Annotated in this window: 14 protein-coding genes and 2 pseudogenes; 1 reads left to right on the top strand and 15 read right to left on the bottom strand. The window is 62.9% G+C overall.

Going from position 1 to position 15775, the window contains the following annotated elements:
• Positions 1–12: 12 nt before the first annotated feature.
• From PD885_RS09770 to PD885_RS09705, 15 genes and pseudogenes are all read right to left on the bottom strand, one after another.
• Positions 13–531, bottom strand: a pseudogene (locus PD885_RS09770) (transposase); the annotation flags it as partial.
• A 35-nt stretch (positions 532–566) separates the two neighbouring features.
• Positions 567–662 (bottom strand): annotated as a pseudogene (locus tag PD885_RS22895) (hypothetical protein); the annotation flags it as partial.
• Between the two features lie 198 nt (positions 663–860).
• On the bottom strand, positions 861–1535 hold the full coding sequence (locus tag PD885_RS09765; RefSeq protein ID WP_002806373.1) for a hypothetical protein: 675 nt from the start codon (positions 1533–1535) through the stop codon (positions 861–863).
• A 233-nt stretch (positions 1536–1768) separates the two neighbouring features.
• Positions 1769–3355, bottom strand: coding sequence for a calcineurin-like phosphoesterase C-terminal domain-containing protein (locus PD885_RS09760; RefSeq protein ID WP_002806370.1), 1587 nt, complete (start codon positions 3353–3355; stop codon positions 1769–1771).
• 181 nt (positions 3356–3536) lie between these two features.
• A complete protein-coding gene (hisIE, locus tag PD885_RS09755; RefSeq protein WP_002806369.1) occupies positions 3537–4157 on the bottom strand; it encodes a bifunctional phosphoribosyl-AMP cyclohydrolase/phosphoribosyl-ATP diphosphatase HisIE in 621 nt (206 codons plus the stop codon).
• Positions 4147–4923, bottom strand: coding sequence for an imidazole glycerol phosphate synthase subunit HisF (gene hisF / locus PD885_RS09750; RefSeq protein WP_002806368.1), 777 nt, complete (start codon positions 4921–4923; stop codon positions 4147–4149). The genes hisIE and hisF overlap by 11 nt, the downstream gene beginning before the upstream one ends.
• Positions 4917–5651, bottom strand: a complete 735-nt coding sequence (gene hisA / locus PD885_RS09745; RefSeq protein ID WP_002806365.1) for a 1-(5-phosphoribosyl)-5-[(5-phosphoribosylamino)methylideneamino]imidazole-4-carboxamide isomerase — start codon at positions 5649–5651, stop codon at positions 4917–4919. The genes hisF and hisA overlap by 7 nt, the downstream gene beginning before the upstream one ends.
• Positions 5648–6250 (bottom strand): imidazole glycerol phosphate synthase subunit HisH, encoded by a 603-nt coding sequence (gene hisH, locus PD885_RS09740; protein WP_002806364.1) that lies wholly within the window; start codon positions 6248–6250, stop codon positions 5648–5650. Before hisH ends, hisA begins: the two co-directional genes overlap by 4 nt.
• Positions 6247–7374 (bottom strand): bifunctional histidinol-phosphatase/imidazoleglycerol-phosphate dehydratase HisB, encoded by a 1128-nt coding sequence (gene hisB, locus PD885_RS09735; RefSeq protein WP_002806363.1) that lies wholly within the window; start codon positions 7372–7374, stop codon positions 6247–6249. The genes hisH and hisB overlap by 4 nt, the downstream gene beginning before the upstream one ends.
• Positions 7371–8462 (bottom strand): histidinol-phosphate transaminase, encoded by a 1092-nt coding sequence (gene hisC / locus PD885_RS09730; RefSeq protein WP_002806362.1) that lies wholly within the window; start codon positions 8460–8462, stop codon positions 7371–7373. Before hisC ends, hisB begins: the two co-directional genes overlap by 4 nt.
• Positions 8459–9754 (bottom strand): histidinol dehydrogenase, encoded by a 1296-nt coding sequence (gene hisD / locus PD885_RS09725; RefSeq protein ID WP_002806361.1) that lies wholly within the window; start codon positions 9752–9754, stop codon positions 8459–8461. The genes hisC and hisD overlap by 4 nt, the downstream gene beginning before the upstream one ends.
• Positions 9751–10665 carry an ATP phosphoribosyltransferase gene (gene hisG, locus PD885_RS09720; RefSeq protein WP_002806360.1) on the bottom strand — a complete coding sequence of 305 codons (915 nt, stop codon included), beginning with the start codon at positions 10663–10665 and terminating at the stop codon, positions 9751–9753. Before hisG ends, hisD begins: the two co-directional genes overlap by 4 nt.
• A gap of 9 nt (positions 10666–10674) precedes the next feature.
• Positions 10675–11001, bottom strand: a complete 327-nt coding sequence (locus PD885_RS09715) for a YerC/YecD family TrpR-related protein (protein WP_002806359.1) — start codon at positions 10999–11001, stop codon at positions 10675–10677.
• A gap of 223 nt (positions 11002–11224) precedes the next feature.
• The gene (gene hisS / locus PD885_RS09710; protein WP_002806353.1) at positions 11225–12649 is read right to left on the bottom strand and encodes a histidine--tRNA ligase; all 1425 of its coding nucleotides are present in this window, start codon (positions 12647–12649) and stop codon (positions 11225–11227) included.
• Positions 12650–12990: 341 nt separating this feature from the next.
• Positions 12991–14358: an IS5 family transposase gene (locus PD885_RS09705; protein WP_065975201.1), complete on the bottom strand. Its 1368-nt coding sequence runs from the start codon at positions 14356–14358 to the stop codon at positions 12991–12993.
• 594 nt (positions 14359–14952) lie between these two features.
• Between PD885_RS09705 and PD885_RS09700 the strand changes: the two genes are divergently transcribed.
• On the top strand, positions 14953–15759 hold the full coding sequence (locus PD885_RS09700; RefSeq protein ID WP_002802516.1) for an IS5 family transposase: 807 nt from the start codon (positions 14953–14955) through the stop codon (positions 15757–15759).
• Positions 15760–15775 lie beyond the last annotated feature (16 nt).

Below are 15775 nucleotides of genomic sequence, written 5' to 3'. Positions count from 1 at the left end.
GAAAAATCCCCTTCAAGCGCCAAGTGCCGTCGGTGACAGCGGCACGGCGCTCAAGGATGACCATCCCATCGCCCGCATCCAGGCACGCAAAAACGCGATCCAGCGCAGCAGCCAGCGCAGGTTGTAGCCGGCCGCGCAGCCGAGCACGTGCAGCGCATCGCCTTGGGCACCTTTCAGCCTGCAGCGACGCAACCGGCAGTCGTCTTTCAGATGTCCGATCACCGGCTCCACCGCCTGCCGTCGCTTGATCCAGCGCCATTGCCGTCGCGTCAGCGTCTTGGCCTTGCCGCGATGCAGGACCTGCACGCCATCGACTTCGCGCCCGCGATCGCCCAGGTCCACGATCGCCACCGTCGGTTCTACGCTCACATCCTGCAGCAACCCGCGTGTCTGCTCCAGCTGCTCGGCCAAGGTATCGCCGTCGTACGGGTTGCCCGGGAAGCTGCGCGCACCCACGACCAATCCCTTGCAGGCGGTGACTGCAATGCCGACCTTGACGCCGAATTGGTACGCTTGACGCGCCTTGCCTCGGACAGGTCGTAGGCGTGTTTGAGGTAGAGCAAACCGGCAATCAGCCGCACCAGCAATGCCGGCCGACCGCCACCGGCCTGGGTGGCCGGCAAGCGCGATGAAAGTGCTTGCTCCAACGCCGTCCACGGCATCCGTTGGCTCAGCCGCGCCAGCGGATGACGCAGATCGATCTGGTTCTCCAGCCGCGAACGAAACAACTCCTCTGCAGACATGTGCTCGGCAGCCTGACGCTATTAGCTTGTTGACCAGGAGCTTGACTTTCTCTAGTTGGCTGCCACTTACTTGCTGGAAGCGCTATCTTGCCGATTCGCCTCAGCAATTAATTGCTCCTACGACTGCAGGCGCATACGTAGGCGAATGAGATGCAATGACATCGCAAAGGCAAACAGGAGGGTAAAGGCCAGCACGCCCTGCATCAGCGTGATCTTGCTCAACACCGTCCAGTCCCCTAAACGCCAGTCTTTCAGCTGCAGATAGAGGGCAAGCAGGACGGGCATGAAGCCCAGCTTCTCCATGCCGCCGGTGAACAGCCCCAAGCGGTCGTGCATGTTGGTGCGGCGGTCACGCATGAATGCCTCGCGTCGACGTCGTTGTTCCAGCGGAAACCTCCGAAGCGCCGCAACGATCGATTGATACTGGTGGAATTCCTGCTCCATCTGTTCTGCGTGCTCGACATAGGGGCGGCAGAACCCTGGCCATTCGCGCTTGACGGTTAGCGCTGCCGACACTAGAAAGCCCGTCAGCTCAGTTACGAGGCCGAAAACAGCTAAATAAACACCAGTTTTGCCATCTAGCAGGGTGCCAGACAAGATCCCGACGCCCGCACCGATCAGGCCAATCGCCAAGCTCCAGCGCTCGACTGGACCGGCGCGGCTCTGCTCGGTCACTTGTGCATAGTGCGCCATTGCTGCGGAGAGCGAGGGAAAGCTCGGGTCTGTGAGCTCGATCACTTCCCCACCAATGTTGGCGCTGCGTTCCGTCGCTACTTCATCCACTGAACTCATCTAGGTGTTCAGTCCCGGCATCGTTACACTCACGTAGCCAGCAAGCATCACACCAGCCAGCCTGGATCCCAAACCGCCTCCCCTGTGGAGGCGTGTGTGTATCTGATAATAAGGTTTATGCAGCGCACCCGAGACGCGGACGATCCGACCCGGCGATGCCGTAGGAGCGTACCTATGCGCGCCAGGCTTCACCGGAAGGACCCATGCCCCACGCGGCGCATGCACGCCCACCATCAAGGATCGGCACGCTGCAAGCGATACACCGTGCGTGCGTTGTACTGCCCGTTGGGCAACCAAGCGCGCACTTCGACAGTGTGCTTGCCGATACTGAGCGTTGTCGGCAAAGCGCCACGCCACAGATGTGTGGACGGCGTGGCCTCCGGCGAGCGGTCATAGCCGCGCAATTGCTCGGCCGCATCATCGCGCACGTTCTCGGCAAGCAGACGCGGGTCGGCGCGCTCCACCCGCGTCATCGGCTGCCAGGGGCCATTGTCGATACGCATCTCAACCACAGTGCCGTCCTGGCCCATGAACACATTGGCGTAGATGCCCCAAGCAGCATACGCGCCCTGGCGCAGCACCTTGGGCGCGTACAGCAACAGTTGCGCATCATCTGCCGCGCGCGCGGCGTGATACGCCAACGTATAGTCGCCGCTCGGCGCGACCTGCAACACCGCGTAGCCATTGGGCGTGCCGTCGCTCATCGTCGCATCGGGAATGCCTGCCGCATCCTTGGCGCCCGACCAGAACGCGCCACAGACCGCGCCCACGTTGTATTCGTGCAACGGGCGCGCGCCCTGCCAGCCTTCGTCCGCGCCGTGATCCACCTGCCGCTGCGTATGGCTGTGCCCACTGAGCAATAGCGCATGCGGGAACTCTTTCAGCAATGCAAACAGGCGGCTGCGATCGGCATGCCGGAAGGTTTCCTGCCCCGGCGCTGCATCGAACAGCGGAATATGCATCCCCAATACCAGCAGCCGATCGCGCGGCAGCTGCGCCAGATACGCCTGCAAGAACACGAATTGATCCTCGCGCAGGCCACCGACATAGGCCGGTTTGCCGCCTGGCTTGTAGATCACATCGTCTAGGAACACGAAGCTGGCGTTGGCCTCTTCCACCGCATAGGTGTCGGGGCCATAGATCGCGCGCCAGCTGTCTAACGAATGCGCATCGTCGCCCGCATCGAAATTGAGATCGTGATTGCCCGGCACATGGAACCACGGCACGCCCAACTGCGCGGTGACCTTGTTCAACGTGGGATACAGGCTCAGATCGTTGCTGACGACATCGCCCAGCGTGGTACCCAGCTTCGCCGAGGTCTTACCGATGATCGGCGCCACAATGTCGCGCTGGTAGTAGCCCACATCAGTGAGGCTGGCGGGTTGGCTGTCGGCGAACACCAGCATCTGGAAGCCATCAGCCGCGGCGCTGGCACGCACGGTCAGCGCGAAATCCCAGTGATGCGTATTGCGACCGGTCGCAGCGATTCCTCTGTAATTGCGTTTGGGCGAACCGCTTGGTGCGTAGTGGCGCCAAAAGCCGGGCAAGCCATCGGCGGCAGGCACAAAACTGCGGTCGCCCGGCTTGATCACGAATACCGTCTGCCCGTCGCGCACCGGCAAGCGGTAGCGGCCTTGCGCATCGGTGCGCACCAATTGCTCGCCGTTGGAAACCGTCACATCGGCAATGCCGGGCTCATCGGCGCTGCGTCCGGCACGCCCGTCGCGCTCTTCGTAGACGATTCCATTGACCACGGCGTCGCGTGCGCGTGCGCTTCCCGCGAGCAAGCCCAGTGCCAGAAGAGCGAAGCGAAGCTGCATGCGTTTTCCCGTGCCAAGATCAGCTGAAATTGTAACCGTACTGGCAAGCCGCACGGCGCAGGCCTGGATACCGAAAGACGTAGACACATAACAACGACACATCGTTGCAGGAGTGGCCTTGGGCGCGATGAGGCGTTATCGGTCATTCCCGTCGCGCCCTAGGCCGCTCTTGCCAACCATGCTACTTGTGCCGCGACTCCAACAACGCCACCGCATCGCCCAAGGCCAGGCCACGCGCGCGCAACAGCACGATCAGGTGATACAGCAAATCGGCCGACTCGCCGAGCAACTCGGCATCGCCCTGCGCCACACCGGCCAGTGCTGTTTCCACGCCCTCCTCACCCACTTTCTGCGCGATGCGGCGGATACCTTGCTCGAATAGTTTGGTGGTATAACTGCCGTATGGGCGATCGTGTTCGCGTGCGGCGATCAAGGCATCCAGCGTGCCGAGAAACTGACCAGGTGCGGTCGGGAAACAGCTGGTACGGCCAAGGTGACAGGTCGGGCCATGCGGGCGTGCCTGTATCAGGAGCGTGTCGGCATCGCAATCGGTCTCGATCGACACCACGCGCAAGACATTGCCCGAGCTTTCCCCTTTGGTCCACAAACGCTGCTTGCTGCGACTGAAAAAGGTGACCTCGCCGCGTTGCTGCGTGACCGCCAATGCTTGGGCATTCATATAGCCAAGCATCAGCACGCGCAGGTTGTCGGCGTCCTGCACGATCACCGGCAACAACCCCTCGCCCTTGCTCCAGTCCAACGCTGCGAGCGCGTCGCTCGCGACCACATCGTTACTGCCCATCACGTACCTCGATCTGTTGCGTACGCAGGAATTGCTTGAGTTCCGGAATCGGAATCGCACCACTATGAAACACGCTGGCCGCCAGCGCGCCATCGACATCGGCCTGGTCGAATACTTCGGCAAAGTGCTGCATCTCGCCGGCACCGCCGGAGGCGATCAAGGGCACGCGGCAGAGTGCGCGCACCTGGCGCAACTGCGTGATGTCGTAACCACGCCGCACGCCATCGTTGTCCATACAGTTGAGCACGATCTCGCCGGCACCCAGGCGCTGCGCTTCTGTCACCCAATCCAGCGTGCGCATCGGCAGTGCCTGGGTCTTGCTCGGATCGCCGGTATAGCGACGCACGCGCCACTCACCATCCTGCTCACGAACCGAGTCGACACCGACCACCACGCATTGCACACCGAATGTATCGGCCAGCTCGGAAATCAACTGTGGGCGGCCGAGTGCCGGCGAGTTGATCGATATCTTGTCGGCACCGGCATGCAGCACCGCGCGTGCGGTTTCGACGTCACCGATACCGCCAGCGACGCAGAAAGGAATATCGATCAGCCGCGCAACCCGCTCGACCCAGGTGTAATCGACCGAGCGCCCTTCGGGGCTGGCACCGATGTCGTAAAACACCAGCTCATCGGCTCCCTGCGCGCGGTAGCGCAGCGCCAGTTCGACGATATCGCCCATGTCGATGTGGTCGCGGAATTTGACGCCTTTGACCACGCGGCCACCGCGCACGTCCAGGCATGGAATGATCCGGCGGCTCAGCATGCCACTGCCTCTTTCAGATCCAGGTGCCCTTCCAGCAATGCCTTACCGAGCACGATGCCGGCGCAGCCTGCCGCCTTGGCGGCAGCAACATCGGCCAGATTGCGCGCGCCACCGGAGACCTGTATCTGCAGCTGCGGCGCCAGCACGCGCAAGTACGCGTACAAATCCATGTTGGGGCCGGACAACATGCCGTCGCGCGCGATGTCGGTGCATAACAGATGCTGCAGACCGGCCTGCGCGTAACGCACCGCCAGTTGATCCAACGTCGCTTCTGCCGGCTCGGTCCAGCCGTGCACCGGAAGTTGCCACACGCCATCGGCGCGCTGGCGCGTGTCCAGCGCGATGGTCAGCCGATCAGCGCCGAACTCTTGCAACCAGCCGATGACGGTGTCGCTCTGGCGCACTGCCAACGAGCCGATCACCACACGTGCAGCACCGGCATCGAGGATGCGCGCCACATCGTCGCGCGAGCGCACACCGCCGCCGGTCTGCACCTGCAAACCGGTGGCACGTGCAATCTCGCCGAGCGTCGTGGCCAATGTGTAACCGCCCGCCTTTGCCGCATCCAGATCGACCAGATGCATCCACCGCGCGCCGACATCGGCAAATGCCTGCGCACGCAGCAACACGTCATCGCCGTACCGGGTTTCTCGCGCGTAATCGCCCTGCAGCAAGCGCACCACACGGCCATTGCGGATATCCAGCGCCGGGTATACGGTGAAACTCATGGGAAGCTCATCTCAAGAAAATTGCGCAGGATGCGTGTGCCGGTGTCGGCAGAACGCTCGGGGTGGAACTGCGCGCCGCAGCGCAGGCCGTGCTGCACCACCGCGGTGAACAGGCCACCGTGATCGCAGGCGGCCACGGTATCGGCCGTTACCGGTGCCGCATAACCATGCACGAAATAGGCGCTGGCGCGTTCCGGAAGACCGGCCAGCAGCGCTGAGTCACGCATCGGCACCAGTTGATTCCAGCCCATGTGCGGCACGCGAATCCCAAGCGCAGGGGTCATGTGGCGCACGATTCCAGGCAAAAGCCCGAGACAATCGACATCGCCTTCTTCGGAATGTTCGAACAACAGCTGCATGCCCAGACAGATACCGATCAGCGGTACTTGCAGCTGTCGCAGCGGTTCCACCAGGCCCTGCGCGCGCAAGCGCGACATCGCTTCGGGCGCGGCGCCGACGCCGGGAAGAATCACGCGCTGCGCGCCTTGCAATTCTTCCGCATCGCGCACCACACGTGCTTCCACGCCCAACCGTTCCAATGCATAACGCACCGACCCGAGGTTGGCGCCACCGGCATCGATCAGCGCAACGTCGGTCATAACGCACCTTTGGTGGACGGCAACGCGGTGCCTTCGCGGCGAATCGCCTGACGCAGCGCACGTGCCAAAGCCTTGAAGCAGGCTTCGACCTTATGGTGATCGTTGTCGCCGCGCACGCTCAGGTGCAGGTTCAAGCCGGACGCATCGCAGATCGAGCGGAAGAAATGCGGCACCAGTTCGGTAGGCATGTCGCCCACGCGTTCGCGCTTGAAATCGCCTTCAAATACAAAGTACGGCCGGCCACTGAAATCCAGTGCGGCGCTGGCGACGGCTTCGTCCATCGGCAACGTAAAGCCATGCTGCGCGGTGTCGCCGGCGACACGCCACGGGCTTTCGATCGGATCGAAGCCATAACGGCCGATGCCGCGTTTGTCACCCAAGGCTTCGCGCAATGCCTGGCCCAGGGCCAGACCGGTGTCCTCGATGGTGTGGTGCTCGTCGATATGCAGATCGCCTTCAGCTCTGATATCCAGCGCAAATCCACCGTGCTTGCCGATCTGTTCCAGCATATGGTCGAAGAACGGCAGACCGGTGGCGGTCTTCGGTTCGGCCACGCGGTCCAGATCCAGTTCGACGCGGATTCTGGTCTCCTTGGTGTTGCGTTGGACCACAGCACGTCGCGGCGCATCGGCCAGCTCGTGTGCGATACCGTGCCAATCCCACTCGCCTCCGAACTCTTCGGTGCGCAGCTGGAAGCCGCGGATATTGAGGTTCTGCGCGAATTGGATGTCGGTGATGCGGTCGCCCACCATCGCCGAGCGTGTCCAGTCGATGGTGCGGTCTTGCAGATACGGCACCACCAGACCGACGCCCGGTTTGCGCGTGGGCGCGTTATCGTCCGGCCAGCTGCAATCGATCAACACTTCGCGGAACTCGATGCCCTGGCTGGCGAAGATCTGCAGCATCAGATTGTTGGGGCCATCGAAAGACGCGTGCGGATAGCTTTCGCTGCCCAGCCCATCCTGATTGCTGACGATGACGAACTGATAGCCGGCATCGCGCAACTTGAGCATTGCCGGAATCACGTTGTCGACGAAACGCAACTTTTCATACGCATCGATCTGGTAATCGGCCGGCTCGGTGATCAACGTGCCATCGCGATCGACGAAAAGAATCGGGGTCATGCGGCGGCCTCCTGATTGCGTTGCAGCACGCTCAGCACGCATTCGTTCTGCTCGTGCGTGCCCAAAGTGATGCGCAACGCATCGGATAGACGGGGTACCGCGCGTTGATCGCGCACCACCACGCCGGCCTGCAGCAGCGACTGGAACGCAGCTTCGGCATCATCGAAACGCACCAGCAGAAAGTTGCCCTGCGAGGAATACACCTGACGCACACCGGCAAGTTGTGCGAGCGCCTTGTGTACACGCTCGCGCTCGCTGCGAACCTCGGCAATGCGCCGACGGGTAACTTCCAGCGCTGGCGCAGACAAGGCCTGCTCGGCCATCGCCGCGCACGGCGTCGGCACCGGGTATGGCGCCTGGCAGCGGCGCAGCAGAGCGATCAAATCGGCATTGGCGATCAGGCTGCCGATGCGTACTGCGGCCAGTGCATGCGCCTTGGACAACGTGCGCAGCACAGCGAGATTGTCGTAATGCGCGAGCAAACTAACCGCCGATGGCACATCGGAGAACTCGCCGTAGGCTTCGTCGACGACCACCAACGCCTTGCCCTGCAATGCCTGCAAAGCCTCCTCGACGGCTTGCAACGGGATTGCCGAGCCGGCTGGATTCGACGGTGAGCACAGGAATACCAGCTTGGCATGCGAGGCCAGCGCCGCGTCCACAATCGCCGGGATGTCCGCGTGGAAACTCTCAAGCCCATCCACCAGCGGCACTTCAACCAGCGGTGCGTTCTGCAGCCGCGCGCACACCGCATACATGCCGAACACCGGCGGCGTCACCACCACCGCATCGCGCTCGGGCACGCACAGGCCGCGCACCAGCAGATCGATCGCCTCGTCGCTGCCGCGGCCGATCAGCAGCTGCTCGGGCGCGCAACCGTACAACTCCGCAAACGCGCTGCGCAAACCCTTGGGTTGTGGATCCGGGTAACGCCGCGTGCTCGCGCCTGGGTCGGCCGGATTTGCCCATGCCGACTCGTTGGCGTTGAGCCACACATCGCCTTGCAACCCACTTGACCGTGCCGACGAATAGCCAGCGAAGGCGCGCAGATCTTCGCGCACGAGATCCAGAATCGATGCCCCACTCATGCTGCCGCTCCCATGCGCAATGCCACTGCATTTGCGTGCGCGTCCAGACCCTCGGCGCGGGCCAGAATCAATGCGCATTCGCCGATGCCGTCGATGCCGGCCTTGCTCGCCGCCTGTACGCTGAGCATGTTCTGAAAGCTGGCTACGCTGACGCCGCTGTAGGCGCGCGCCGCGCCGCTGGTCGGCAACACGTGGTTGGTGCCGCTACAGTAATCGCCGAGCGCTTCGGGCGTGTAATCGCCGAGAAACACCGAGCCGGCCGCCTCGACCTGATTCAACCACGCGCGCGGTTCGCGCAGCGCTAGGATCAGATGTTCCGGTGCATAGCGGTTGCTGATTGCAAACGCCTCCTCCAGCGTCTGCACCTTGATCAGGCGCGACTGCGCCAAGGCCTGACGCGCGATGTCGGCACGCGAAAGTTGCGCCAGCTGCGCATCCAACTGCACGTGTACCGCCGCGATCAACGCATCACTGTCGGACAGCAGCAACACCTGCGAATCCGCACCATGTTCGGCCTGCGACAACAGATCGGCGGCAACGAAGGCCGGCTGCGCTCCGGCATCGGCGATTACCAGCACTTCTGAAGGGCCGGCCGGCATGTCGATCGCTGCAGCACCCGACTGCGCCACCTGCTGCTTGGCTTCGGTGACATAGCTATTGCCCGGACCGAACACCTTGTCGCAACTCGGAACCGATTCAGTGCCGTACGCCATTGCCGCGATCGCCTGTGCGCCACCGAGCTTGAACACGCGGCGCACGCCGGTCAGCTGCGCAGCGACCAACACCGCGGGATCCACGCTGCCATCCTTGCGCGGCGGCGTACACAGCACGACTTGACGACACTCGGCCAAGCGCGCCGGCACGCCGAGCATCAAGGCGGTCGACGGCAACGGCGCGCTACCGGCAGGCACGTACAAGCCCACCCGGCCAATCGGCCTTACGATCTTTTCGCACACCACACCCGGCGCGGTTTCCACCGCATAGCCTTCGCTCATGCCGGCGCGGTGGAAGGTATCGATCCGCGCCACGGCGTCCTGCATGGCCTGGCGCAGTTCCGGCGCCACAGCGGCTTCGGCCGCAGCGAATTCGGCTTCACTCACGGCCAAGTTGTCCAGCCATACGCCATCGAAACGCACGGTGATCTCGCGCAATGCCGCATCGCCGCGCGTGCGTACATCGGCAATCAATGCGGTAACCGCATCGCGCGTCTGCGTGGCCACGGTCTGCACCGGGCGGGTCAATGCCTGGGTGCGCGCTGCGGCATCGAGTTGGGACCAATCGAGCATGTTCATGCCAGCGAGCGCTCCATCGTCAACACCATCAAACCTTGCGCACCTGCGCGTTCGAGTTCTTCCAGGCGTTGCCAAGTCACCGCGCCGTGACACATCGTCTGCAGGCGCAACGCGCCGTTGCCATCGTCGGGCAGCTGCACCAACGGGTCGGCATCAGGTAGCAAGCGACGCAACGCATCCACATTGTCCTGCTCAGCACGGAACATCAGCAGCTTGCTGTCGCACAGCTTGAGCACGCCATCCATGCGCCGCAGCAGCATCGCCAACAACGCGGCGCGTGCATCGGCCGGCTCGCGCACTGCGCCCGCCAGTACCGCCTCGCTTTCCATCACCAGTTCCACCGGTTTGAGCTGGTTGGCAGCCAGAGTCGCGCCGCTGGAGACCAGATCGCAGATCAGGTCGGCGGTGCCCAGGCGCGGTGCGATTTCCACCGAACCGGACAGCTCAACCACTGACGCATCGATTCCCTGGCGCTCCAGCCAATCGGCCAGGATTGCCGGATAGCTGGTGGCGATGCGCTTGCCGGCCAGCTGCGCCACACCCTGCCACTTCCATTCTTCCGGCACTGCGAGCATCAACCGGCATTGGCCGAAACCGACCCCACGCATCGCGTGATACGCGGCCGGCAAGCCGTTGCGGCGGCGCTCTGCGGCCTGTTCTTCCAGCTCGTTCTGGCCGACGATGCCAAGGTCGCAGACACCATCGGCGATCAGGCCGGGGATGTCATCGTCGCGCACCAGCAGCAGATCCACCGGCAACGATTCGCCGTAGCAGAACAGCTTGTCGCGGCTCTGCCGCCAGCTCAGCCCGCACGCGGCCAGCAGGCTGCGCGCCGGTTCGGCCAGACGGCCGCTCTTCTGAATGGCGATACGCAACCGGTCACGTGCCGGCGCTGCCGTGGAAGCACTCATCTTGATCTCTCAGTGGGATTCGACAGGGCGCGAGGATTGCTCGCGCAGGGCAGCGGCATAGCCGCCGGCGCCGTGGTCCAGGGTGCGCGCAACGCGCCCGATGGTGGTCACGCTGACCCGGGTCAGCTCGTGGATTTCGCGGTAGGGCACGCCTTTGACCAGCAGCGGCACCACCCGCCAGCGATCGGCCATCGCTTCCAGCTCGGCTGGGGTGCACAGATCGCGCAGGAACGCCTCGACTGAGCCCGGCTCGTCCAGGCATGCCAACGCGTCGGCCAGCCTCTTGAGGGAGGCGGCGACTTCTGTAATTTCGCGCGGAGCTGGTAGTTGTTTCATTGCGTTAACGTAATAGCGTGTTAGTACATTAACGCAAGCAGAGTCAGCGAAGCAAGCGTACCGGCTCAATGGGTTCAGAGAAGCGCACGGTTATGTTTCACCGACACAAGCGGAAGATCCACAGACATCGATGTGTCTGTGGGTCAGGTTTAAAGTGGATGCATGCGTCCGGCTAGCGCACTGCGGCCGACACGGCGAGCGATCACCTGCCGGCCGACAGACCTCAGCCGCCCTTGACACCCCCGGCCACCAGCATCGCCTTGGCCTGCTCAAGCTCCACCAACAAAGTGCTGGCCAGCTCGTCGCGGGCGACTTCGAACTGCTGCTCGCGCACCAGGTCCTTGACCGCCACCACGCCGCGCGCCAGTTCGTCGTCACCGGCCAGCACTACAAAGCGGATTCCGGCGCGTGCGGCGTACTGGAATTGCTTACCGACCTTCTTTGGCTCCATCTGCACTTCAGTGTTGATGCCGCCGATGCGCAGCCGGCGTGCGATGTCCAGCGCATCGCCCAGGCGCGACTCGTCCATCAGCGCCACCATCGCATGCACGCTGCTTTCGGCGATGCCCTGGATCAACCCGGCCTCGCGCAGCTGCCAGAACAGGCGGGTCAGGCCGATCGAAATACCCACGCCCGGCAACCTGGACTTGGTGTAGTGGCTGGCCAGGCTTTCGTAACGGCCGCCCGAACAGATCGAGCCGATCTGCGGCTGGTCGGTCAGCGTGGTCTCGTAAACGGTGCCGGTGTAGTAGTCCAGCCCGCGCGCGATCGAAAAGTTCAGGCAATACGCGCTCTCGGGCACGCCCAACGCCTTGACCAGCTCCAGCACCTCGCGCAGTTCGGCGATGCCCTCGCCCAGGGTCGCACTTGCACCGACCGAGGCTTCCAGCGCCTGCAGCTGCGCCAGCGCATCGGCATGCCCGTTCGAGCGCACCGCCACGAAGGCCAGGATCTTGTCGACCTGCTCGGCGGCGATGCCGAAGCCTTCGCCAACCAGCGTATCGCGCACATGATCGGCGCCGCGCTTGTCGATCTTGTCGATCTCACGCAGCACCGCCAGCTGCAGCTCGCCTTCGGCAACGCCCAGTCTTTCGAAGAAGCCGCGCAGCAGCTTGCGATTGTTCAACTGCACCTTGAACTCGCCGATACCCAGCTCGGCGAACACCGAGTGGATCACCGCCAGCACTTCGGCGTCGTAGCGGATGCTCAGCGCATCCTTGCCGATTACGTCGATATCGCACTGATAGAACTCGCGGAAGCGGCCGCGCTGGGCGCGCTCGCCGCGATACACGCGCTGCATCTGATAGCGGCGGAACGGGAAGCTCAACGCGTGCTCGTGCTCAGCCACATAGCGTGCCAGCGGCACGGTCAGGTCGAAGCGCAGCGCCAGCTCCGGCAAGCCGCCCTCGTCAGCGGACGCAGCGGCATTGGCCAACGCGCCGGTGGATTGCACGAAGTACACCTGGCGCTCGGTCTCGCCGCCGGATTTGGTCAGCAACACATCGGACAGCTCGAACACCGGGGTTTCGACCGGCAGAAACCCGAACCGCTCGTAGTTGCGGCGGATGACGTCCAGCATGTGCTGGAACGCGATCTGCTCGCGCGGCAGCAATTCCATGATGCCGGGCGGCGTACGGGGCTTGATCACGAGCGAAACTCCTGCGAGGCAATGTGGCGAACACACAATTCTACCGGCTGCCGGCCGCGCTGACCGCATGGCGTGTCATCCAACGCGTCCCAGCAGTGCGTGGCTCATGCACCCGCAACTTTGGGACCCCAGCGTGAACTGCGTGGTGCGCGCGGGCGAAACGCGCCATCACGTCTACATACACTCTGAACTCCAGCGCGCTGCACATGGTACGCACGCTGGCACGGGCTACTGCGCGCCCGCCCAGCGCGCTCAGAACTTCAGAGGCCTGGCCCCAACAGCGGCAGCGCCCGCCTGGCGGCTGCGAACTGGTTTTGTTAGTCGTCCCTGAAAAATCCCCTTCAAGCGCCAAGTGCCGTCGGTGACAGCGGCACGGTGCTCAAGGATGACCATCTCATCGCCCGCATCCAGGCACGCAAAAACGCGATCCAGCGCAGCAGCCAGCGCAGGTTGTAGCCAGCGGCGCAGCCGAGCACGTGCAGCGCATCGCCTTGGGCACCTTTCAGCCTGCAGCGACGCAACCTGCAGTCGTCTTTCAGATGTCCGATCACCGGCTCCACCGCCTGCCGTCGCTTGATCCAGCGCCATTGCCGTCGCGTCAGCGTCTTGGCCTTGCCGCGATGCAGGACCTGCACGCCATCGACTTCGCGCCCGCGATAGCCCAGGTCCACGATCGCCACCGTCGGTTCTACGCTCACATCCTGCAGCAACCCGCGTGTCTGCTCCAACTGCTCGGCCAAGGTATCGCCGTCGTACGGGTTGCCCGGGAAGCTGCGCGCACCCACGACCAATCCCTTGCAGGCGGTGACCGCAATGCCGACCTTGACGCCAAATTCGTACGCTTGACGCGCCTTGCCCTTGCCGATGCATTCCACTTCCGGGGCATGCAATGCGTACAGTTTTTGTTTGTCCTTCGGACGCTGCGTGTACAGCCGTTGCGCACGTTCCAGCCAGACAGCGATGCGCTCGCGCACGCCGGTGTTTACCTGATCGAGTTTGCGTTGGATGTCGCGCACGAGCCGTCCCAGCACTGTGCGTTGACGTCGCAGCACGCGCTGCATCCGCTTGAACTGGCGCGCATGCGCATACCGACCTGCCTTGCGGCTCAGGGCCGGGCCTTGCCGCGCGTAGCTCTGCCGCAATCCGATGCCGTGCCGCTTGGCCAGTAACACCAGCTTCTTGCGTGCCACCTCCAGCAAACGGCTGTCGGTCGGATAGGCGATCGCCTTTTCCTGCACCGTGGTGTCCACGATCACCCGCGACAACTCGCGTGCGTCCACCGCCTGCATCGCATGCGCGGCGTTGATGGTGTGCGCCAACAGCTCTTCCATCCCGGCCTCACCCAGGCGCTGCCGCCAGCGCGTCAGCGAGCTGGCATCGCACGGCAAACGCGTCTGGAACACGACCTCACCGGTGAAGAACTGCCAGTACGGATTCTCCAGCCAGCGCTCGCACACCGCTTCATCGGACAGGTCGTAGGCGTGTTTGAGGTAGAGCAAACCGGCAATCAGCCGCACCGGCAATGCCGGCCGACCGCCACCGGCCTGGGTGGCCGGCAAGCGCGATGAAAGTGCTTGCTCCAACGCCGTCCACGGCATCCGTTGGCTCAGCCGCGCCAGCGGATGACGCAGATCGATCTGGTTCTCCAGCCGCGAACGAAACAACTCGTCGGCGGGTCTGTCTTCGGCAGCAGGACGGCGTGTACGCATGGGCGGAAATTGCCAGAAACCAGCCTTCAGCGTAGCGAACACTGGTAGTTTTGGCACGCCGGTGCAGACATCAAGGCCTTGCGGTCGTTGGGTGGTTGGGGTTTTTCAGGTGCGACGAAGTAGAGCCGAACCGGCGGAGTTTTCTGACTACTCCATGTTTCCACCCGCTCCTCCGGATGGCTGGCCGCAGGTGGCTGAAGGCATCTGGATTCCCGATACGCACGAAGAGGTGGAGGTGATGGGACCTTCGTGGTCAGCCTAGCTCAGGGCGTCGAATTCCACTTTTGCATTGGACCGGGATGCACTGCATCCAGACGCTGCAGTGCCGCAGCGCACCACCGGTATGTCGCAAGCGTCACTACCGACCTTCGACGAGAATGATATTGGGGCCAACTGGAAAAATGATGTATAGCGTGTTTCCGAATGGCTATTGCATCGTCGGGTTTACGATTGGCAGATGGTTGGTATCTTTGGTATCTGCGGCATTGAGTATCGCGTCGTCACCAAACAGCTCAAGGTCAACGGGTTGAACAAGCCCAAACTTTGCCTTAGAGCGTGTTATGAACTTTGCCCTTGTCACGCTAACGTATACGGATGAAGCCTCGTAAGCCTTATTCCACCGATATTTCCGACGAAGAATGGGCCTTTGCGGCTCCCTATTTGACGCTGATGGACGTGCAGGCACCGCAGCGCAAGTATGAGCTACGCGCGATGTTCAACGCACTGCGGTGGATCGCGCGCGCCGGCGCACCATGGCGATTGCTTCCCAACGATTTTCCGCCCTGGGAAGCGGTGTATCAGCAAACACAGCGCTGGCTGCAAGCGGGCTGCTTTGAGGCCATGGTCAGTGATCTGCGCTCACTCTTGCGTGTGGCGCAAGGGAAAAAAGGCCAGCCGAGCGCGGTCATTTTCGATGCTCGCACGCTGCAGTCCACCTGCGAAAGCGGGCCGCGTGCTGGATACGATGGCTATAAACGCAAGAAAGGCAGCAAGGTACACATGGCCGTCGATACGCTTGGACATCTGCTCGCTGTCCAGGTGACGCCGGCTAATGAGCAGGAGCGCGCGCAAGTCCGATCGTTGGCACAAGAGGTACAACACGTGACCGGTGAAACGGTCAAGATCGCCTTTGTTGATCAGGGCTACACCGGTCAAGAACCGGCGCAGGCGGCCACGGAAGAAGGCATTGAGTTGCAAGTGATCAAGCTGCAAGAAGCGAAAAAAGGCTTTGTCTTGCTGCCGCGCCGTTGGGTTGTCGAGCGCAGCTTCGGATGGGCCAATCGTTTCAGACGGCTGGCACGCGACTACGAGCGATTGCCGGAAACCTTGGCCGGTTTGCACTTCGTCGTCTTCACGATCCTGATGCTTGGAAATGCAGCCACCCTCTTTCAAAGTTCATAACACGCTCTAATCCAGA

The organism is Xanthomonas fragariae, assembly GCF_900183975.1.
Classification (GTDB): domain Bacteria; phylum Pseudomonadota; class Gammaproteobacteria; order Xanthomonadales; family Xanthomonadaceae; genus Xanthomonas; species Xanthomonas fragariae.
Note: the sequence above shows the minus strand (reverse complement) of the source record. Positions and strands in the feature narration are given on the sequence as shown.